Origin of the sequence: Enterococcus sp. DIV0755f (genome assembly GCF_051713725.1) — a bacterium.
In the GTDB taxonomy this organism is placed as follows: domain Bacteria; phylum Bacillota; class Bacilli; order Lactobacillales; family Enterococcaceae; genus Enterococcus_D; species Enterococcus_D casseliflavus.
Window position 1 is genome coordinate 1,767,520 of the sequence record NZ_JBIOQL010000001.1, and the last position, 13,888, is coordinate 1,781,407.

Sequence of the window (13,888 nt, forward strand, 5' to 3'; positions counted from 1 at the left end):
GTTTTTTTAAAGGAATAACGCATTTGCCCAGCCCGTCTTCCCTCAGTTTTTCGAGAAAGAAAAGCAGACAAACGAATGCCTGCTTTCCCCCTCTTTGCTAGTCTTCAAACTGATATAGTGCCGTAGACAAATAGCGTTCACCATTATCTGGTACGATCGCTAAGACTTTTTTGCCTTTTCCTAAGTCCTTAGCAACCTCTAATGCCGCTTTGATCGCTGCACCAGAAGAAATTCCTACTAAGATTCCTTCTTTCATCCCAACTTGACGCGCAGTTTCCATGGCATCCTCACTAGCGATGGCAATCACCTGATCATAAATCTCAGTGTCTAGTACTTTAGGAACAAATCCCGTGCCGATCCCTTGGATCTTATGGGGACCAGGTTTGCCACCTCCTAAAATAGCTGATTCTGCAGGCTCAACGCCCACGATCTTCAAATTAGGATAGACGCGCTTCAATTCCTTCCCCGCACCAGTGATCGTGCCACCTGTGCCGATCCCAGCAACAAAAGCGTCTAACCCTTTAGATTCAAACGCATCCTCAATTTCTTTCCCTGTCGTTTTTTCATGGACTTCTGGATTGGCTGGGTTTTCAAATTGTAATGGCATATAATAGCCGTCTTGTTCTGCTAATTCTTTTGCTTTATTGATAGAACCAGTGATTCCTTCAGACCCAGGGGTCAAAATCAACTCTGCGCCATAAGCTTGAACAATTTTACGTCTTTCAATACTCATGGTTTCTGGCATAACCAGCACGACACGATAGCCTTTTGCCGTACCGATCATGGCTAAGCCGATCCCAGTATTCCCAGATGTTGGTTCGATGATGGTATCACCAGCTTTTAACAAGCCATTTTTTTCTGCTTTTTCAATCATGGCTAAAGCAATTCTGTCCTTGACACTTCCCCCAGGATTGAAGAACTCTAATTTCAGATACACATCCGCAGAACCTTCTTCTACGATGTGATTTAATTTGACGATTGGCGTATGCCCAACTAACTCATTGACCGATTGATAGATTTTTGTCATTGAAAATCCCTCCCGTTCTTATTCTTCCATTCTACCTAAAATAACCCCGAGTTGCGAATAAAAAGTAAGCAATTTCAATTTTTTTCTTATTTTTTTATATTTGTTTGTATTCACTTTCTTGATTTTGTTTTTCCATTACAAAAAAACCTTAAGAATGATGCCATTTAGAGCAATCATTCTTAAGGCGGTATCAGATAATTAAACGATTAATTCTTGGCCAACAACAATGACCTCACTAGATAACCCATTTGTTGCCATTAGAGCGTCGACCGTTGTGCCAAATTTATTGGCGATATCCCAAAGTGTATCGCCTGAAGCAACGTAATAGCTCTGCGCTGTAGATCCGCTGTTTACCTGAGTCGTCGTTGTAGTTTGCGTAGTACTGGTGCTAGTCGTGCTCGTTGTATTTGTCCATGCGGTACTTTGCGTTGTCCCAGTATCAAAGCGTGTGAGCTGATACGTTTCAATTAACCAGTTCAGTTTTTGTGCATACCCAGGATCGGTAGCATAACGCCCCGTCAAGTAATTCGTTGCATCATAAAATGAGGTTGTTTGGCTTTTCCAAACACCACTGTAATGAGCAGTCCCTGTCGCGAAACTCGTGCTGCGCAAGACATTCGCATGATCCTGAAAAGATTCCCAGTAAGAGTTATATTGACGAAACGGTTCATTCATCTCTACCCACTGACCATTCAAATACTCTTGTGTAGGCATATAGACACTTTGTCCGTTATAACTGCCTTTGACCCCAAACAAATTGTAATAGGGTGCATTGGATAACGCGGAAGAACCATAGCCGCTTTCCAAAATCGCTTGAGCAATCATCACAGAAGCATAGAGATCATTATTGGCAGCAACATCTTGTGCTGACCAGCCAATTTGCTCGATAAAACCTGAAATGTCCTGCGTCGCATATTGATTCTCAGCAGCTTGTACCTGTTGAGGAACGAAAGTGACCGTCATTGGCGCTAACATCATTCCTGCCCCCATCAAAGAGACCACCGCCTTTTTAGTAGGTCTTTTTATCGTCTTCTTTGGTTGATGATGTCTTTCACTTCTTGTTTGATAACTTCCCATTTTTTTCCTCCAGTAACTGTACGTTTTTTCAAATAAATCAATACAGCTATTATACGGAAAAACATCTAACAGTGCAAACAATGTTCACTTTACACTCGGGAAAGAGTCTTTTAAAAAACTAAACGAACATTCTTAGTATTCTTAACAAAATGAAAAACTTTTAAAAGTTTTTTCGCTTTCTTCTTTTCTGTTTCAGAAATAATCAAAAAGCAAATTTGCAACAACTCAGCTTCCTTCAACCACCTTGCTTTCTTAGCTCCTTTCTGAACCTGCCTTGTTGATCGCCGTCGATTCCTGAAAAATCTAAAACTATTTGGGACGAAAACGCACTCGGTTCCAAAGATACACACAAAAAATGAAGCATAAGTAAATTATGGGGAGACTTATGATAGTGCGGTAAGTTGACTTCATAGTCGGTGTGATCCCTATCCATTTTACCGAAGACAGCGAGCCTACGGTACCATTCTCATTGATCACAACTGGTACTTGCCTATGCACCTCTTCGTAGAATGGTTCGCCATTTAGAAAATCATTGATCAAGACCATCTCTGCTTGGTCAAATACATCCGCGGATTCTCTCATTACTTTTTGGGCTTTTTCGATCAATTCATTGGGACTATTTTCATCGAGTTCTACCCATATATACGGAAACATCGGCAGAGGATCGATTACTCTGATTCCATCGATTTGCCTTACGGCATCGTCCGCCCGTTGATAGAACAACGATCGTCCTAAATTAGTGGACGGAAAGTACTTGTGCAGCAAATAATTCTCCTCACTCAGGGTAAACTTAAACCTGAGCAGATTCGCTTGATATTTGCGCAAAAATAGTCCAGGGACCCACCCTGTCTGAACCATATCTGAAGTAATTGTCATGGGCCGAGCTGCATGCTTTTCGTCTCTAGGATCAAGTGAAACAGTCGTGGGATCAATTTCTTCCAAAGCTCCCCTTTTGATCAACCCAGAAGAAAATTGTCTGATTTCAAAGAGGATCTGATGAAATTCCTCAAAGGAAAAGGGTGCTACTTCAATTGTTACTCGATCATTTTGATCAGGTCCAGCTAAAAGTTGAGCTTCACGTGTGATGAGACTATCCAACAATTGTTCAGTCAATGTGGGAAACTGCTCATCGCGAGCAGCACGGTCGATTTCAAGGTGTATGCGATTGTTCACAAAACCCTTTTTTACGCCGTCTGCCTCATAAGTAGTGGTATCCTCCAAAAACAGTGCAGGTAGGCCTGGAGATTCGTTCATATAAAATGGTTCTTCAAATGAATAGGTCGCCATTGCTCCTGTGCTGTCAATGGCTACAAGTTCAAATCGATGCGCTTCAGATTCAGTTGGAAGAAATAAACGTGCGTCAGCTATTTTTCGACCGGGTTCGATCATTACTGATGAAGTGATACTTCGAAAAAGATAACGATCGAATTCCCCATCGACCTTCACGAACACTTCATCAATAGAACTACCTGTAGTAGGGGTTATTGCGTAGATTATCTCAAAAAAGGGCACATTTAATTCTGCACCAGGCTCTTCACTGAGTAGTTCGATGATCGGTTTATCTTCCATGTTTATAATCGTTTGCCCGTCTCTTTCTGTATTACTATTCGTTTCAGCATGACTGATTTTGGGTGTAAACAGCAAGATGATCACTAATACCACGACTTTATTGCGCAACCGTTTCTTTTTTATTTCCATTTTTCCTCCTATTTAGTGTTTGTGTCTGAGTAAAAACCATGTTACGGCCAAACTTGGCACTGGTATTACCATTATTATATAAAGAAATAGTGCCATTCCGGAGGGAATCTCCAACGGCTCAGTAGAAGCTGCAGCCTCATTTGATCGTGCGTAGACCAACGGATCATTTAAGGTCTCGTTCGTGTCCACATCAAATGTCTCACTTGTCTCTCCTGCATATCCGACATTCTCAATTATATCTAAACTGCCCCCGTCGAAGACCTCAGGATAATTCGTCACCAGACTCATAATCATGGCGATCAGCTCTTCAGCGGTACTTTTTTTGACACCTATGAGAATGTGCCATGACCAATCCGCTTCTTGCAAAATTGTCCCGCCAATCGATTCGACTGCTTCATGGATCTTCGCTTCTGATACTCGGAATCGGTCTATTTCTGTTTCCCCAGCGATTCCCATGTATAAGCGATTGTTCACAAATGTTCTTTCATCCTCCCAAAAGAATTCAGTACTAATTTCATCTGGAGTTGGTGACGGCAGAGTGGGTGGATCTACCACAGTAATCGGATGTTCTAATTTGAATCGCCCACTGGCGCCGCTGCTGTCAACCGCTACAAGCTCAAGATACATCGCTTCTGATTGATGATAGGGCAAAACAACGATTCCACTGCCGAATTCGAATTCCTCCACTGTTTCGTGATTGTTTTCATCTTTTAAATAAAGATGACTATGGTATGCCCCATTGATCTCAACGTGAACATCAATTATCTCACTTCCACTTGACGGAACGGCCGTATAGGTGAGATAAATAGACGGATTTGTCACTTCACTCTTGAGAAAATCAGTATGTATCACAACGTTTGCTTCATCACCTGTTGCAATTTCATTCAATTCTGTTGCGTAAACGTCTCGTGAAAATAGCTTTAGCAGTAGTATTACCAAAAGAATGGTTTTTTTCTTTTTTCCACTCATAACGCCGCATTTCTTTCGTCGGTTCGTGTGATTAACCCTCAACCTTTTCATCGTGTTTTCCCATCTCCTTATTCCTCTTTCTTCAAGTAGTCGTTCTTCCCTGTTCTCTTTTCTTGAGCCATTCTCCTTGGCTCTTATTGTTTAGTTTCCTTTTCTTTAACTATACACAGGAACCAGCCTTGCAACAACGAAAACCAGCATTTTTATTCATATATATTCAATTTTATACAACAAAGTGACGTTTATTATTTGTTTGATCCAGTTTCTCTCTGACGATTGGCTCATCGATAGAAAGTATTTCCCTGTTGAATCGGTGACTTGCGTTTCTCATTCCTCTCCCTTGTGGTTCTCTAACCATGCTCCAGACAAAAAAACACGCTCGAAAATCGAAAAGATTCTCGAACGTGCTATTTTTGATTGATTGTCGATCAATTAATCGATTGATTTGAAAGTATTCACGACATTCTCAACACTGAAGCCGAATTCCGCTAAGACTTTGTCACCAGGTGCGGATGCACCGAAATGATCGATCGCGATCACTTTTCCATGGCAACCGGTGTAACGTTCCCAACCAAATGGGGAAGCTGCTTCGATCGCTACCCGTTTCTTCACTGCTTTTGGCAAGACGCTTTCTTTGTATTCTGAGCTTTGTGCTTCAAACAAATCAAAGCTTGGTAAGGAGACCACCGATACATCGATGCCTTCTTCTGCCAATTTAGCTTGTGCTTGGACCGCAAGATTCACTTCAGAACCTGTGGCGATCAAAATCCCCGCTGGTGTTTCACCAGCTTGTTTTGAAATCACGTAACCACCTTTTGCGACATTTTCATCCGCACCGGTTTGCGTGCCTTCAATCACTGGTAGATTTTGTCGGCTTAAGACTAAGACTGTTGGTTTATCCGTTGTCGTCATGGCCAATTTCCAGGCAGCACGGGTTTCATTGCCGTCTGCTGGACGAATCACTTGGACATTTGGCATGCAACGGACGCTGGCTAATTGCTCGATTGGCTCATGCGTCGGTCCATCTTCTCCCACCGCCACGGAGTCATGCGTCAAGACATAGATCACAGGTGCATGCTGGATCGCAGACAAGCGCACCGCTGGACGTAAGTAATCAACGAAGACGAAGAAGGTTCCGCCATAGATTCGCGTACCGCCATGCAATTGGATGCCGTTCATCGCTGCCGCCATCGCAAATTCTCGGACGCCAAACCAAATGTTGCGGCCTTCGTATTGGCCAGGTTCAAAGTCTTTTTCTGCTGCCACCATCGTGTTGTTGGATCCAGAAAGGTCAGCCGATCCACCCCAGAGACTAGGGACAGCTTTGGATAAGGCTTGGATCATCTCTTTGCTAGATACTCGACTAGCTTGTGAGCTGCCAACTTCGTAGCTTGGTAATGCTGCATCCCAATCTGCTGGCAATTCACCCGCAAAGGCTTGTTTGAATTGCACAGCAAGTTCTGGGTAGGCTGCTTCATAGGCACGGAAGGTTTCGTTCCAAGCTGCTTCAGCTTTTTGCCCTTCATCGATCATGGTTTCTTTGAAGCGCGCGGCAACTTCTTCAGGCACGGTAAATTCTGGGTATTCCCAACCATAAATCGCTTTAGCTGCAGAAATGCCTTCGGCACCGATCGGCGCACCATGAACGGCAGAGGTGCCTTGATTTGGCGCACCGTATCCGATCACAGTCTTGATTTCGATCAAGGTTGGTTTGTCGCTTTCAGCTTTTGCTTCGTCGATCGCTTTCGAGATCGCTTCTAAATCATTGCCGTCTTCAACGAGAATGTGTTGCCAGCCATACGCTTCAAAACGCGCACCGACATTTTCTGTAAAGGCTTTTGAAGTTGGGCCATCTAGGGAGATGTCATTTGAATCGTACAAGACGATCAGTTTGTCTAATTTCATGTGACCAGCCATGGATGCAGCTTCTTGCGAAACACCTTCCATCAAGTCGCCATCGCCACATAAAGCGTAGGTATAGTGATCAATGACTTGATACTTGTCGCGATTGTAGGTTGCAGCCAAGTGGGCTTCGGCCATTGCCATACCGACTGCCATGGCGATCCCTTGTCCTAAAGGTCCAGTGGTTGCTTCCACGCCGTCTGTGTGATCGACTTCTGGATGCCCTGGCGTGCGGCTATCCCATTGACGGAAGTTTTTTAGATCCTCAATGGTCACATCGTAGCCAGACACGTGCAACAAGCTGTACAATAACGCCGAACCGTGTCCAGCAGACAAAACAAAACGGTCACGATCCACCCAGTTGCGAGAAGTCGTTGGATTGACTTTCAAGTGTTTCGTCCACAAGGCATAGGCCATGGGTGCTGCCCCCATCGGTAATCCTGGATGTCCTGAATTGGCTTTTTGTACGGCTTCGATACTTAATGTACGAAGGGTGTTCACTCCTAATTGATCGATTTTATCAAACAATGGTAGTTCCTCCTAATTTAGGTTTTTTTTACCTTTATTACATCTTTCATTATACGTGATTCAGAAGCTTATTTCAATAGCAATGAAAAGGAATTCACAATTATCTGCCGTGGAGACCTTTTTTCTTTTGAATCTCTTTTAACTTCTCTGGTGTCACATCAGCACCTTCAGGGTCAACGATTTTCATTCCTTCGATATGGTGTCGCATCCCTCCACGAAAGGCGGTTAAATACTCTTCACGCAGAACTTTTTGTTCGTGGGTCTCAGCCTCAGTCAATCCTTCTGTTTTTTTCTTGTTGGCAAGTTCATTGATTCGAGCTAATTTTTCTTGAGATAGCATAGTTGTTCCTCCTTTTCCCTCTTGATTTTACTACAAACTAGCGAGCAAAAACAATAGCACAAAAAGCGAACATTTGTTTGAATAATCGATATAGCTATGGTACACTAAGGTTATCAAATGAAAGAAGGTGTCAGTTTTGGCAAAACGAACAGAAAATCGACAAATCGAAATTCTTAAGTTCATTCATACACGTGTCACTGAAAAAGGCTATCCGCCGACTGTTCGCGAAATTGGCGAAGCCGTTCAGTTATCTTCTACCTCAACTGTTCATGGCCATTTGTCCCGACTTGAAAAAAAAGGGCTGATCTTACGAGATCCTACAAAACCCAGAGCCATTGAATTAACTGCTTCCGGTCTTGAAAAAATCGATGTTCAACCAGCATCCATTCCGATGCTTGGTGTCGTAACTGCTGGAGAACCGATTTTAGCCGTGGAAGATGCATCCGATTTCTTTCCGATTCCGCCAGATTTAGCGAATAGCACAGGAAGTTTATTCATGTTGACGATCCGAGGAGAAAGTATGATCAATGCTGGCATTCTCGACGGTGATCAAGTAATCGTTCGTAAACAACAAAGTGCTCAAAATGGCGATATCGTGATTGCTATGACAGATGAAGACGAAGCTACGTGCAAACGATTCTATAAAGAAAAGAATTACATTCGTTTACAACCAGAAAATGATTATTTAGAACCAATCATTTTGCCTGACGTAACGATTTTAGGATTGGTTGTTGGATTGTATCGCCATCTGCTTTGATGCTCAACGAGCTGACTAGGAAATCTTCGTTTTTACGAAGATTTTTTTTCTTTCCTCTTTACAAAGCGAACAAACATTCGTATAATAAGTATACAAACATAAGTTCGTATTATTTAAGGAGTGAATGAGATGAAAGCAGTTCGTCGATTTGGTTTTATGTTGTGGGTATTATTGATGGGAATTGTTATTGGCTATTTTGGCGTTTTAAGTGCTGTTCTGATTTTTTGCCCTCTAATGATGCTTTGGTTCATGCTTTGGGATGAAAAGAAATTCCGCCAAGCAGAGCGCAAACGTAACCGCCATTATTATCACGATCATGATTTTTATCGTTATGAACCATGATCCTTCCCCTACATACGCCCATAAGGCAGCAGAAACAAAAAAGGACTCCAGCGAGTCCTTTTTTGTTTCTGCTTTTTTAGTATTCCATTAACGTCTTGATTTCGACACCTTGGATCTTGTCTCTTCCATGTAGATCCATCAGTTCGATCAAGAAGGCACAGCCAACAACGATGCCACCTAGTTTTTCTACGAGTTCGATCGTTGCTTTGATCGTTCCACCAGTTGCTAGTAGATCATCACAGATCAAGACACGTTGACCTGGTTTGATGGCATCGGCGTGCAGCGTCAAGACATCCACACCGTACTCTTTTTCATATTCTGCTTCAATCGTTTCCCGTGGCAATTTGCCTTTTTTACGTACTGGGGCAAAGCCGACACCTAATTGATAGGCAACTGGACAACCAACGATAAAGCCGCGGGCTTCAGGTCCTACCACCATATCGATGCCTTTTTCTTGTGCATACTCAACGATTTGTTGTGTCGCATACCGATACGCTTCTCCATCTGCCATCAATGGCGAGATGTCCCGAAAAATAATTCCCTCTTGGGGATAATCAGGAATACTAGCAATATACTCTTTTAAATCCATTTTCTTTCCTCCTAGACTGTCAACCACTGACGAAGGGTTGATAAATCACTCATTAATAAAAATTCTTCTGTTTTGATCAGTTTTTGTCGTTGCTGATACAAATGACTCTCCGTCAATGGACGGGAAACAGGATCAGCAGTTTTATTCAAAACACCATCTTGTATTGTAACAAATTCCAGCTCAGAAAACACCTGAATCATGAAAATAAGTAATTTTTGTGGAATTTTTAGATAGTCAGCGACCATCTTTAGTTTGTAACGAATGTCCAAACGAGGCTGCTGTTTGATCAGTTGAAAGAGACGACTGTATTGCTCTCTTGTCCCTACCCCATCTAAATAAGCATCTTCTGTCGAGTAGAAAACAAAAGCAACTCTTGATGCCTGGAGCGCTTGAACGATCTCTTTGATCACTGCAGGGTCAGCAGGACAATCTAAAAATGCAGTCTCTTGGAACTGACCAGCACGAAAAGTATCTTCCAAGGCTGTAACTGAATCAAATATGGTGGTTTGCCCACAAAAGCCTTGCAATTCCCGAGGAAGTTTCTGCTTGAAAAGAACGCCTAGTGTTTGACTGTCCAGAGAGACACCTTGGCGGCTTCTTTTCGAACGATAATCAAATAGCTGAATCCCTTCCACTGCAAAATCATCCAACATGAGCTGCGGTTTTTTGTTGCCATTCCATTCATTGATGGAAAGCTGACCAACGATCGATAAGCGGTCGTTTTCAAACGCTACTAAATCTTTTCCAAAACCAAACCCAATGACATCCAGCTGCGTGTTAGACTCATCGCTCATCACTAACTTCAAATGCTGATTTTCTGAACCAATCTGGCGAGCATTTTGAGTCATCAGATTAGAAAATAAAAATTTCGGTAAGGGGTTGTCCGTTCCAAAAGGCGCTAAGACTTTTAATGATTCAATAAAACTGATCGAAACTTCTGTTAACGGTAGCTCCTCATCGATCGCTAATGGGATGCCCTGACTGAGGTCAATGGCATTTTCTTCAACGTAACGATTCATTTGGGCTTGCAGCATATCTAAATGATCGATGGGGATACTTAATCCAACTGCTGCATGATGGCCGCCAAAGCTAGTAAACATGTCTTTCATCGTCGACAGCATTTCAAACAGATTCAACGCAGCAATGCTTCTTCCCGACCCTTTGGCTAAGCCATTTTCTTTTTTGGTCAAAACGATCACTGGTTGTCCTGTACTTTGCATGATTCGCCCTGCCACGATCCCTAAAACGCCTTCGTGCCAATGATCTCCCACCACCAAATGAACATGGTTCGCAGGATCGATTTTTTCTTGTGCTTCTTTCATGATTTCTTCAACAAAGGTTTTTCGCTGCTGATTGATTGTATCTAAGGTTTGGGCTAAGCTGACTGCCTCTTCTTCATCGAAGGTAGTCAACAAGCGAACAGCCGGATTGGGGTCCTCCAAACGACCGATCGCATTTAACCGTGGTCCAACGGCGAAGCCAATATCTGTTTCGTTGACTGTTTGTTTTTTTAAACCGCTGACTGACAGCAACTCATTCAGTCCGATGCGATCCGATTGCTGAATCATTTTCAACCCGTTGCTGACTAATAGCCGATTCTCATCGGTTAAAGAAACCATATCAGCGATCGTCCCAATCGCAACAAGATCAAGCAATTCCACTGGCACTTCTTCTAACAAAGCGCAAGCCACTTTAAATGCAACGCCGACTCCAGCCAAATCACCAAAAGGATAGTTTCCTTGAGGGTGACGGGGATGGACAATAGCAAACGCCTCCGGTAGTTCTGCAGGTAGTTCATGGTGATCTGTGACGATCACGTCAACTCCTTGTCCTTGAGCATAAGCAATCGCCTCATGACCAGACACCCCATTGTCGACGGTGATGATCAATTGCGTCCCTGCTGCAATTTTATCTTGATAGACAGTTAGATTGGGCCCATATCCATCTGTAAAACGATTAGGCAAATAATACTCAGCTTCCGCCCCTAGCAATTCCAACGTTTCCTTTAACACGGTAGTGCTCGTAATCCCATCCGCATCGTAATCACCATAAATCAAGATTCGTTCGCCATTTAAAATCGCTTCATGGATTCGTTCCACGGCTTTAGCCATATCATGAAATAAAAACGGATCATGAAGATATTGCAGGTCCGTTGATAAAAAAGCATCGAGCGCCTCTGCTGTTCGAATATTTCGCTGCCATAGCAACGCGCCGATCCGCTCAGGGATCTTTCTTTCTTGGATCAGCTCTTTAAATACTGGGGTCGTTTCGCTTTCTTGCGGACGCACCCAATGAAAATTTGCACGTTTCACCAAATCACTCCTAACTAGGATATTATAGCAAAGTTTATGCAAAAAAGAAAAACAACGAGAGAAGCAGCACTCGTTTTACAACACAAAAAAAAAGAGCTTGCAGCAAATCTTGCACTAGCAAACTCTTTTTTTGTGAAACGTCGTTCTTTTAGGCTTGCGATTCAAAAGACTTCATTTCCTCATTGATCGTTGGCGGCGTGGATGCGCCCGCAGCACGTGAGGAAAGCTGGGCTTCTTGATCATCGAGCTGCTGCTGTCTTGCCGCTAACTCCGCCTGCTTGTTCGTGTATTCCCGTTCCAAAGCTTCTCGTTGTTCTTGGAGAACCTTCTCGTTATTCGAACGATAATCTGAAAGCTCTTTTCTCAATTGCTTTAGTTCTTTTTTTTGGCGGAACATTGCGCTTGTGGAAACCAGCAGCAAAATCAATGCGCCTAACAAAGCAGAACCAATAATGACTAAGATCAGTGGCGATTGAATCGTTGTGAAGCCAAAGTTGATCGGGACAGTCATATTGTTTGCAACGGCAAATAAAACGATCACTAAAATCAGTAAAATACCAACGATAACACGCCATTGATTTTTCATGGGCTTCAACTCCTATTTTTTGTTGAACATCGTTCCCGCCATATAATCGCCGATTGAAGGAAACAGGGTATATAGTTTCGCAGCAGCGCCTAAAATATGTGGGCGATTGATTTCTCGTTTTGGATGGATCATCGCTTTGACGATCGTTTGCGCTAATTTGTTCGGTTCGAGCACTAGGCTGCCCACCGACGATAAGTAACTACCGCTTGGGTCTGCTTGGTCAAAGAATGCCGTTTCGATCGGTCCAGGATTGACCGTTGTTACGTTGATCCCTAATGGTTTTAGTTCTAAACGTAATGCGTTAGAAAAACCGAGCACAGCAAATTTTGTTGCAGAGTAGACGGCCGTTTTTGGCGTAGCGATCTTACCTGCGATCGAAGCAACATTTATGATATGACCATGCTTTTGTTCAGCCATTTGGATCGCTACTTGCTGGGTCAAAACCATCATGCCAAGCACATTGACTTCGAACATATTTCGGATGACCGCCGGGTCCATCTCTGTAAATTCTTGAAAGATCCCGTAGCCAGCATTATTGACGAAGACATCGATCTTACCAACTTTTTCATTGATTTTTTCTAGTAAGCGCTCCACACTTTCAGGATTTGCTACATCCAATTGAAACGCATACGCTTCTTTGCCGCTTAATTCCATACATTGTTCTTTGACTTTCCCAATCAGATTCGTTCTTCGGGCACAAGTCACGACGATCGCACCACGTTTTGCGGCTTCATAACAGATTTGTTCTCCAAGTCCAGCAGAGCCACCTGTTACAACGACAACTTTATTCTCTAAATTCATCTGTTTCTTCCTCTCCGGCAAAAGGGATCTCGACAATATCAAAATCTTTGACGATCAACGTATTCGGAAATACTTCTTTTGCTTCATTTACTAAATTTGTAATATCTTTGCCAACGTAACGCGCACTGATATGGGTCAACAGCAAACGCTTCGCTTGAGCTTCTTGTGCCACTTCGGCAGCTTGCCGCGTCGTCGAGTGAAAATAAGCGCGAGCCAACTTGGCTTCTTCTTTGTTAAAGGTACTTTCATGCACCAATACATCCGCATCTTCTGCTAGCAGTACGGCGTTTTGACATTTACGCGTATCACCTAATATCGCCACGATCCGACCTTTTTTCGCTTGGCCCAAGAAATCAGCCCCATTGATTTGACGTCCATCGTCAAGGGTAACTACTTCACCTTTTTTCAAACGACCGAAGAGCGGCCCAGGTTTCAACCCAAGTTCCAGTAAAGCCTGCACTTGCAATTCCCCTTGATGGCTTGCTTCAACAATCCGATAACCAAAACTGTCAATGCCATGATCAAGACGCAGACACGATACTTCAAATTGCTGATCTTTAAAAAGAATCCCTTCTTCTTCAATCTCGAAAAAATGTAAGGGGTAGCTGACTTTGGTCTGAGAAATCCGCAAAACGGTTTGAACGTATGCTTTGATCCCCTTGGGTCCATAAATCTCTAGAGGCGTGTCGCCTCCTTGAAAGGAGCGGCTGCTGATCAATCCTGGCAACCCATAGATATGGTCACCATGAAGATGAGTGATAAAGATTTTTTCAATCTTTCGTGGACGAATCGTAGAATGCAAAATCTGCATTTGCGTCCCTTCGCCACAATCAAAAAGCCAAACGGCATTCCGTTCATCTAAAAGTCGTAACGCAATGCTGGTCACGTTTCGATGTTTCGCAGGCACACCCGCGCCTGTTCCTAAAAATTCTAATTCCATAAGCTTCTTTCCTTTCATCT

At 43.1% G+C, this 13,888-nt stretch carries 13 protein-coding genes; 2 read left to right on the forward strand and 11 right to left on the reverse strand.

Going from position 1 to position 13,888, the window contains the following annotated elements; genetic code table 11:
- Positions 1–97: 97 nt before the first annotated feature.
- From cysK to IGI73_RS08050, 6 genes are all read right to left on the reverse strand, one after another.
- Positions 98–1,027: a cysteine synthase A gene (gene cysK, locus IGI73_RS08025; RefSeq protein ID WP_005226159.1), complete on the reverse strand. Its 930-nt coding sequence runs from the start codon at positions 1,025–1,027 to the stop codon at positions 98–100.
- Between the two features lie 198 nt (positions 1,028–1,225).
- Positions 1,226–2,104: a glucosaminidase domain-containing protein gene (locus tag IGI73_RS08030; RefSeq protein WP_395997349.1), complete on the reverse strand. Its 879-nt coding sequence runs from the start codon at positions 2,102–2,104 to the stop codon at positions 1,226–1,228.
- 309 nt (positions 2,105–2,413) lie between these two features.
- A complete protein-coding gene (locus IGI73_RS08035) occupies positions 2,414–3,802 on the reverse strand; it encodes a hypothetical protein (RefSeq protein ID WP_438759177.1) in 1,389 nt (462 codons plus the stop codon).
- 12 nt (positions 3,803–3,814) lie between these two features.
- Positions 3,815–4,654: a hypothetical protein gene (locus tag IGI73_RS08040; RefSeq protein WP_428206206.1), complete on the reverse strand. Its 840-nt coding sequence runs from the start codon at positions 4,652–4,654 to the stop codon at positions 3,815–3,817.
- Positions 4,655–5,203: 549 nt separating this feature from the next.
- Positions 5,204–7,201 carry a transketolase gene (gene tkt, locus IGI73_RS08045; RefSeq protein WP_438759178.1) on the reverse strand — a complete coding sequence of 666 codons (1,998 nt, stop codon included), beginning with the start codon at positions 7,199–7,201 and terminating at the stop codon, positions 5,204–5,206.
- Positions 7,202–7,301: 100 nt separating this feature from the next.
- Positions 7,302–7,541, reverse strand: a complete 240-nt coding sequence (locus IGI73_RS08050; RefSeq protein WP_005226164.1) for a DUF896 family protein — start codon at positions 7,539–7,541, stop codon at positions 7,302–7,304.
- A 136-nt stretch (positions 7,542–7,677) separates the two neighbouring features.
- Between IGI73_RS08050 and lexA the strand changes: the two genes are divergently transcribed.
- Positions 7,678–8,298: a transcriptional repressor LexA gene (lexA, locus tag IGI73_RS08055; RefSeq protein ID WP_005226165.1), complete on the forward strand. Its 621-nt coding sequence runs from the start codon at positions 7,678–7,680 to the stop codon at positions 8,296–8,298.
- A 129-nt stretch (positions 8,299–8,427) separates the two neighbouring features.
- Complete coding sequence (locus IGI73_RS08060) at positions 8,428–8,640, forward strand: hypothetical protein (RefSeq protein ID WP_005236082.1); 213 nt, start codon at positions 8,428–8,430, stop codon at positions 8,638–8,640.
- Positions 8,641–8,716: 76 nt separating this feature from the next.
- Here IGI73_RS08060 and IGI73_RS08065 read toward each other — a convergent pair whose 3' ends face one another.
- From IGI73_RS08065 to rnz, 5 genes are all read right to left on the reverse strand, one after another.
- Positions 8,717–9,229 (reverse strand): adenine phosphoribosyltransferase, encoded by a 513-nt coding sequence (locus tag IGI73_RS08065; protein ID WP_005226167.1) that lies wholly within the window; start codon positions 9,227–9,229, stop codon positions 8,717–8,719.
- A gap of 11 nt (positions 9,230–9,240) precedes the next feature.
- Positions 9,241–11,541, reverse strand: a complete 2,301-nt coding sequence (recJ, locus tag IGI73_RS08070) for a single-stranded-DNA-specific exonuclease RecJ (protein ID WP_428207299.1) — start codon at positions 11,539–11,541, stop codon at positions 9,241–9,243.
- Between the two features lie 148 nt (positions 11,542–11,689).
- Entirely contained in the window at positions 11,690–12,127 is a 438-nt protein-coding gene (locus tag IGI73_RS08075; protein ID WP_015509760.1) for a lipopolysaccharide assembly protein LapA domain-containing protein, read from the reverse strand.
- A gap of 12 nt (positions 12,128–12,139) precedes the next feature.
- Positions 12,140–12,928 (reverse strand): SDR family NAD(P)-dependent oxidoreductase, encoded by a 789-nt coding sequence (locus IGI73_RS08080; RefSeq protein WP_015509761.1) that lies wholly within the window; start codon positions 12,926–12,928, stop codon positions 12,140–12,142.
- On the reverse strand, positions 12,912–13,868 hold the full coding sequence (gene rnz / locus IGI73_RS08085) for a ribonuclease Z (RefSeq protein ID WP_034857404.1): 957 nt from the start codon (positions 13,866–13,868) through the stop codon (positions 12,912–12,914). Before rnz ends, IGI73_RS08080 begins: the two co-directional genes overlap by 17 nt.
- Positions 13,869–13,888: the final 20 nt, after the last annotated feature.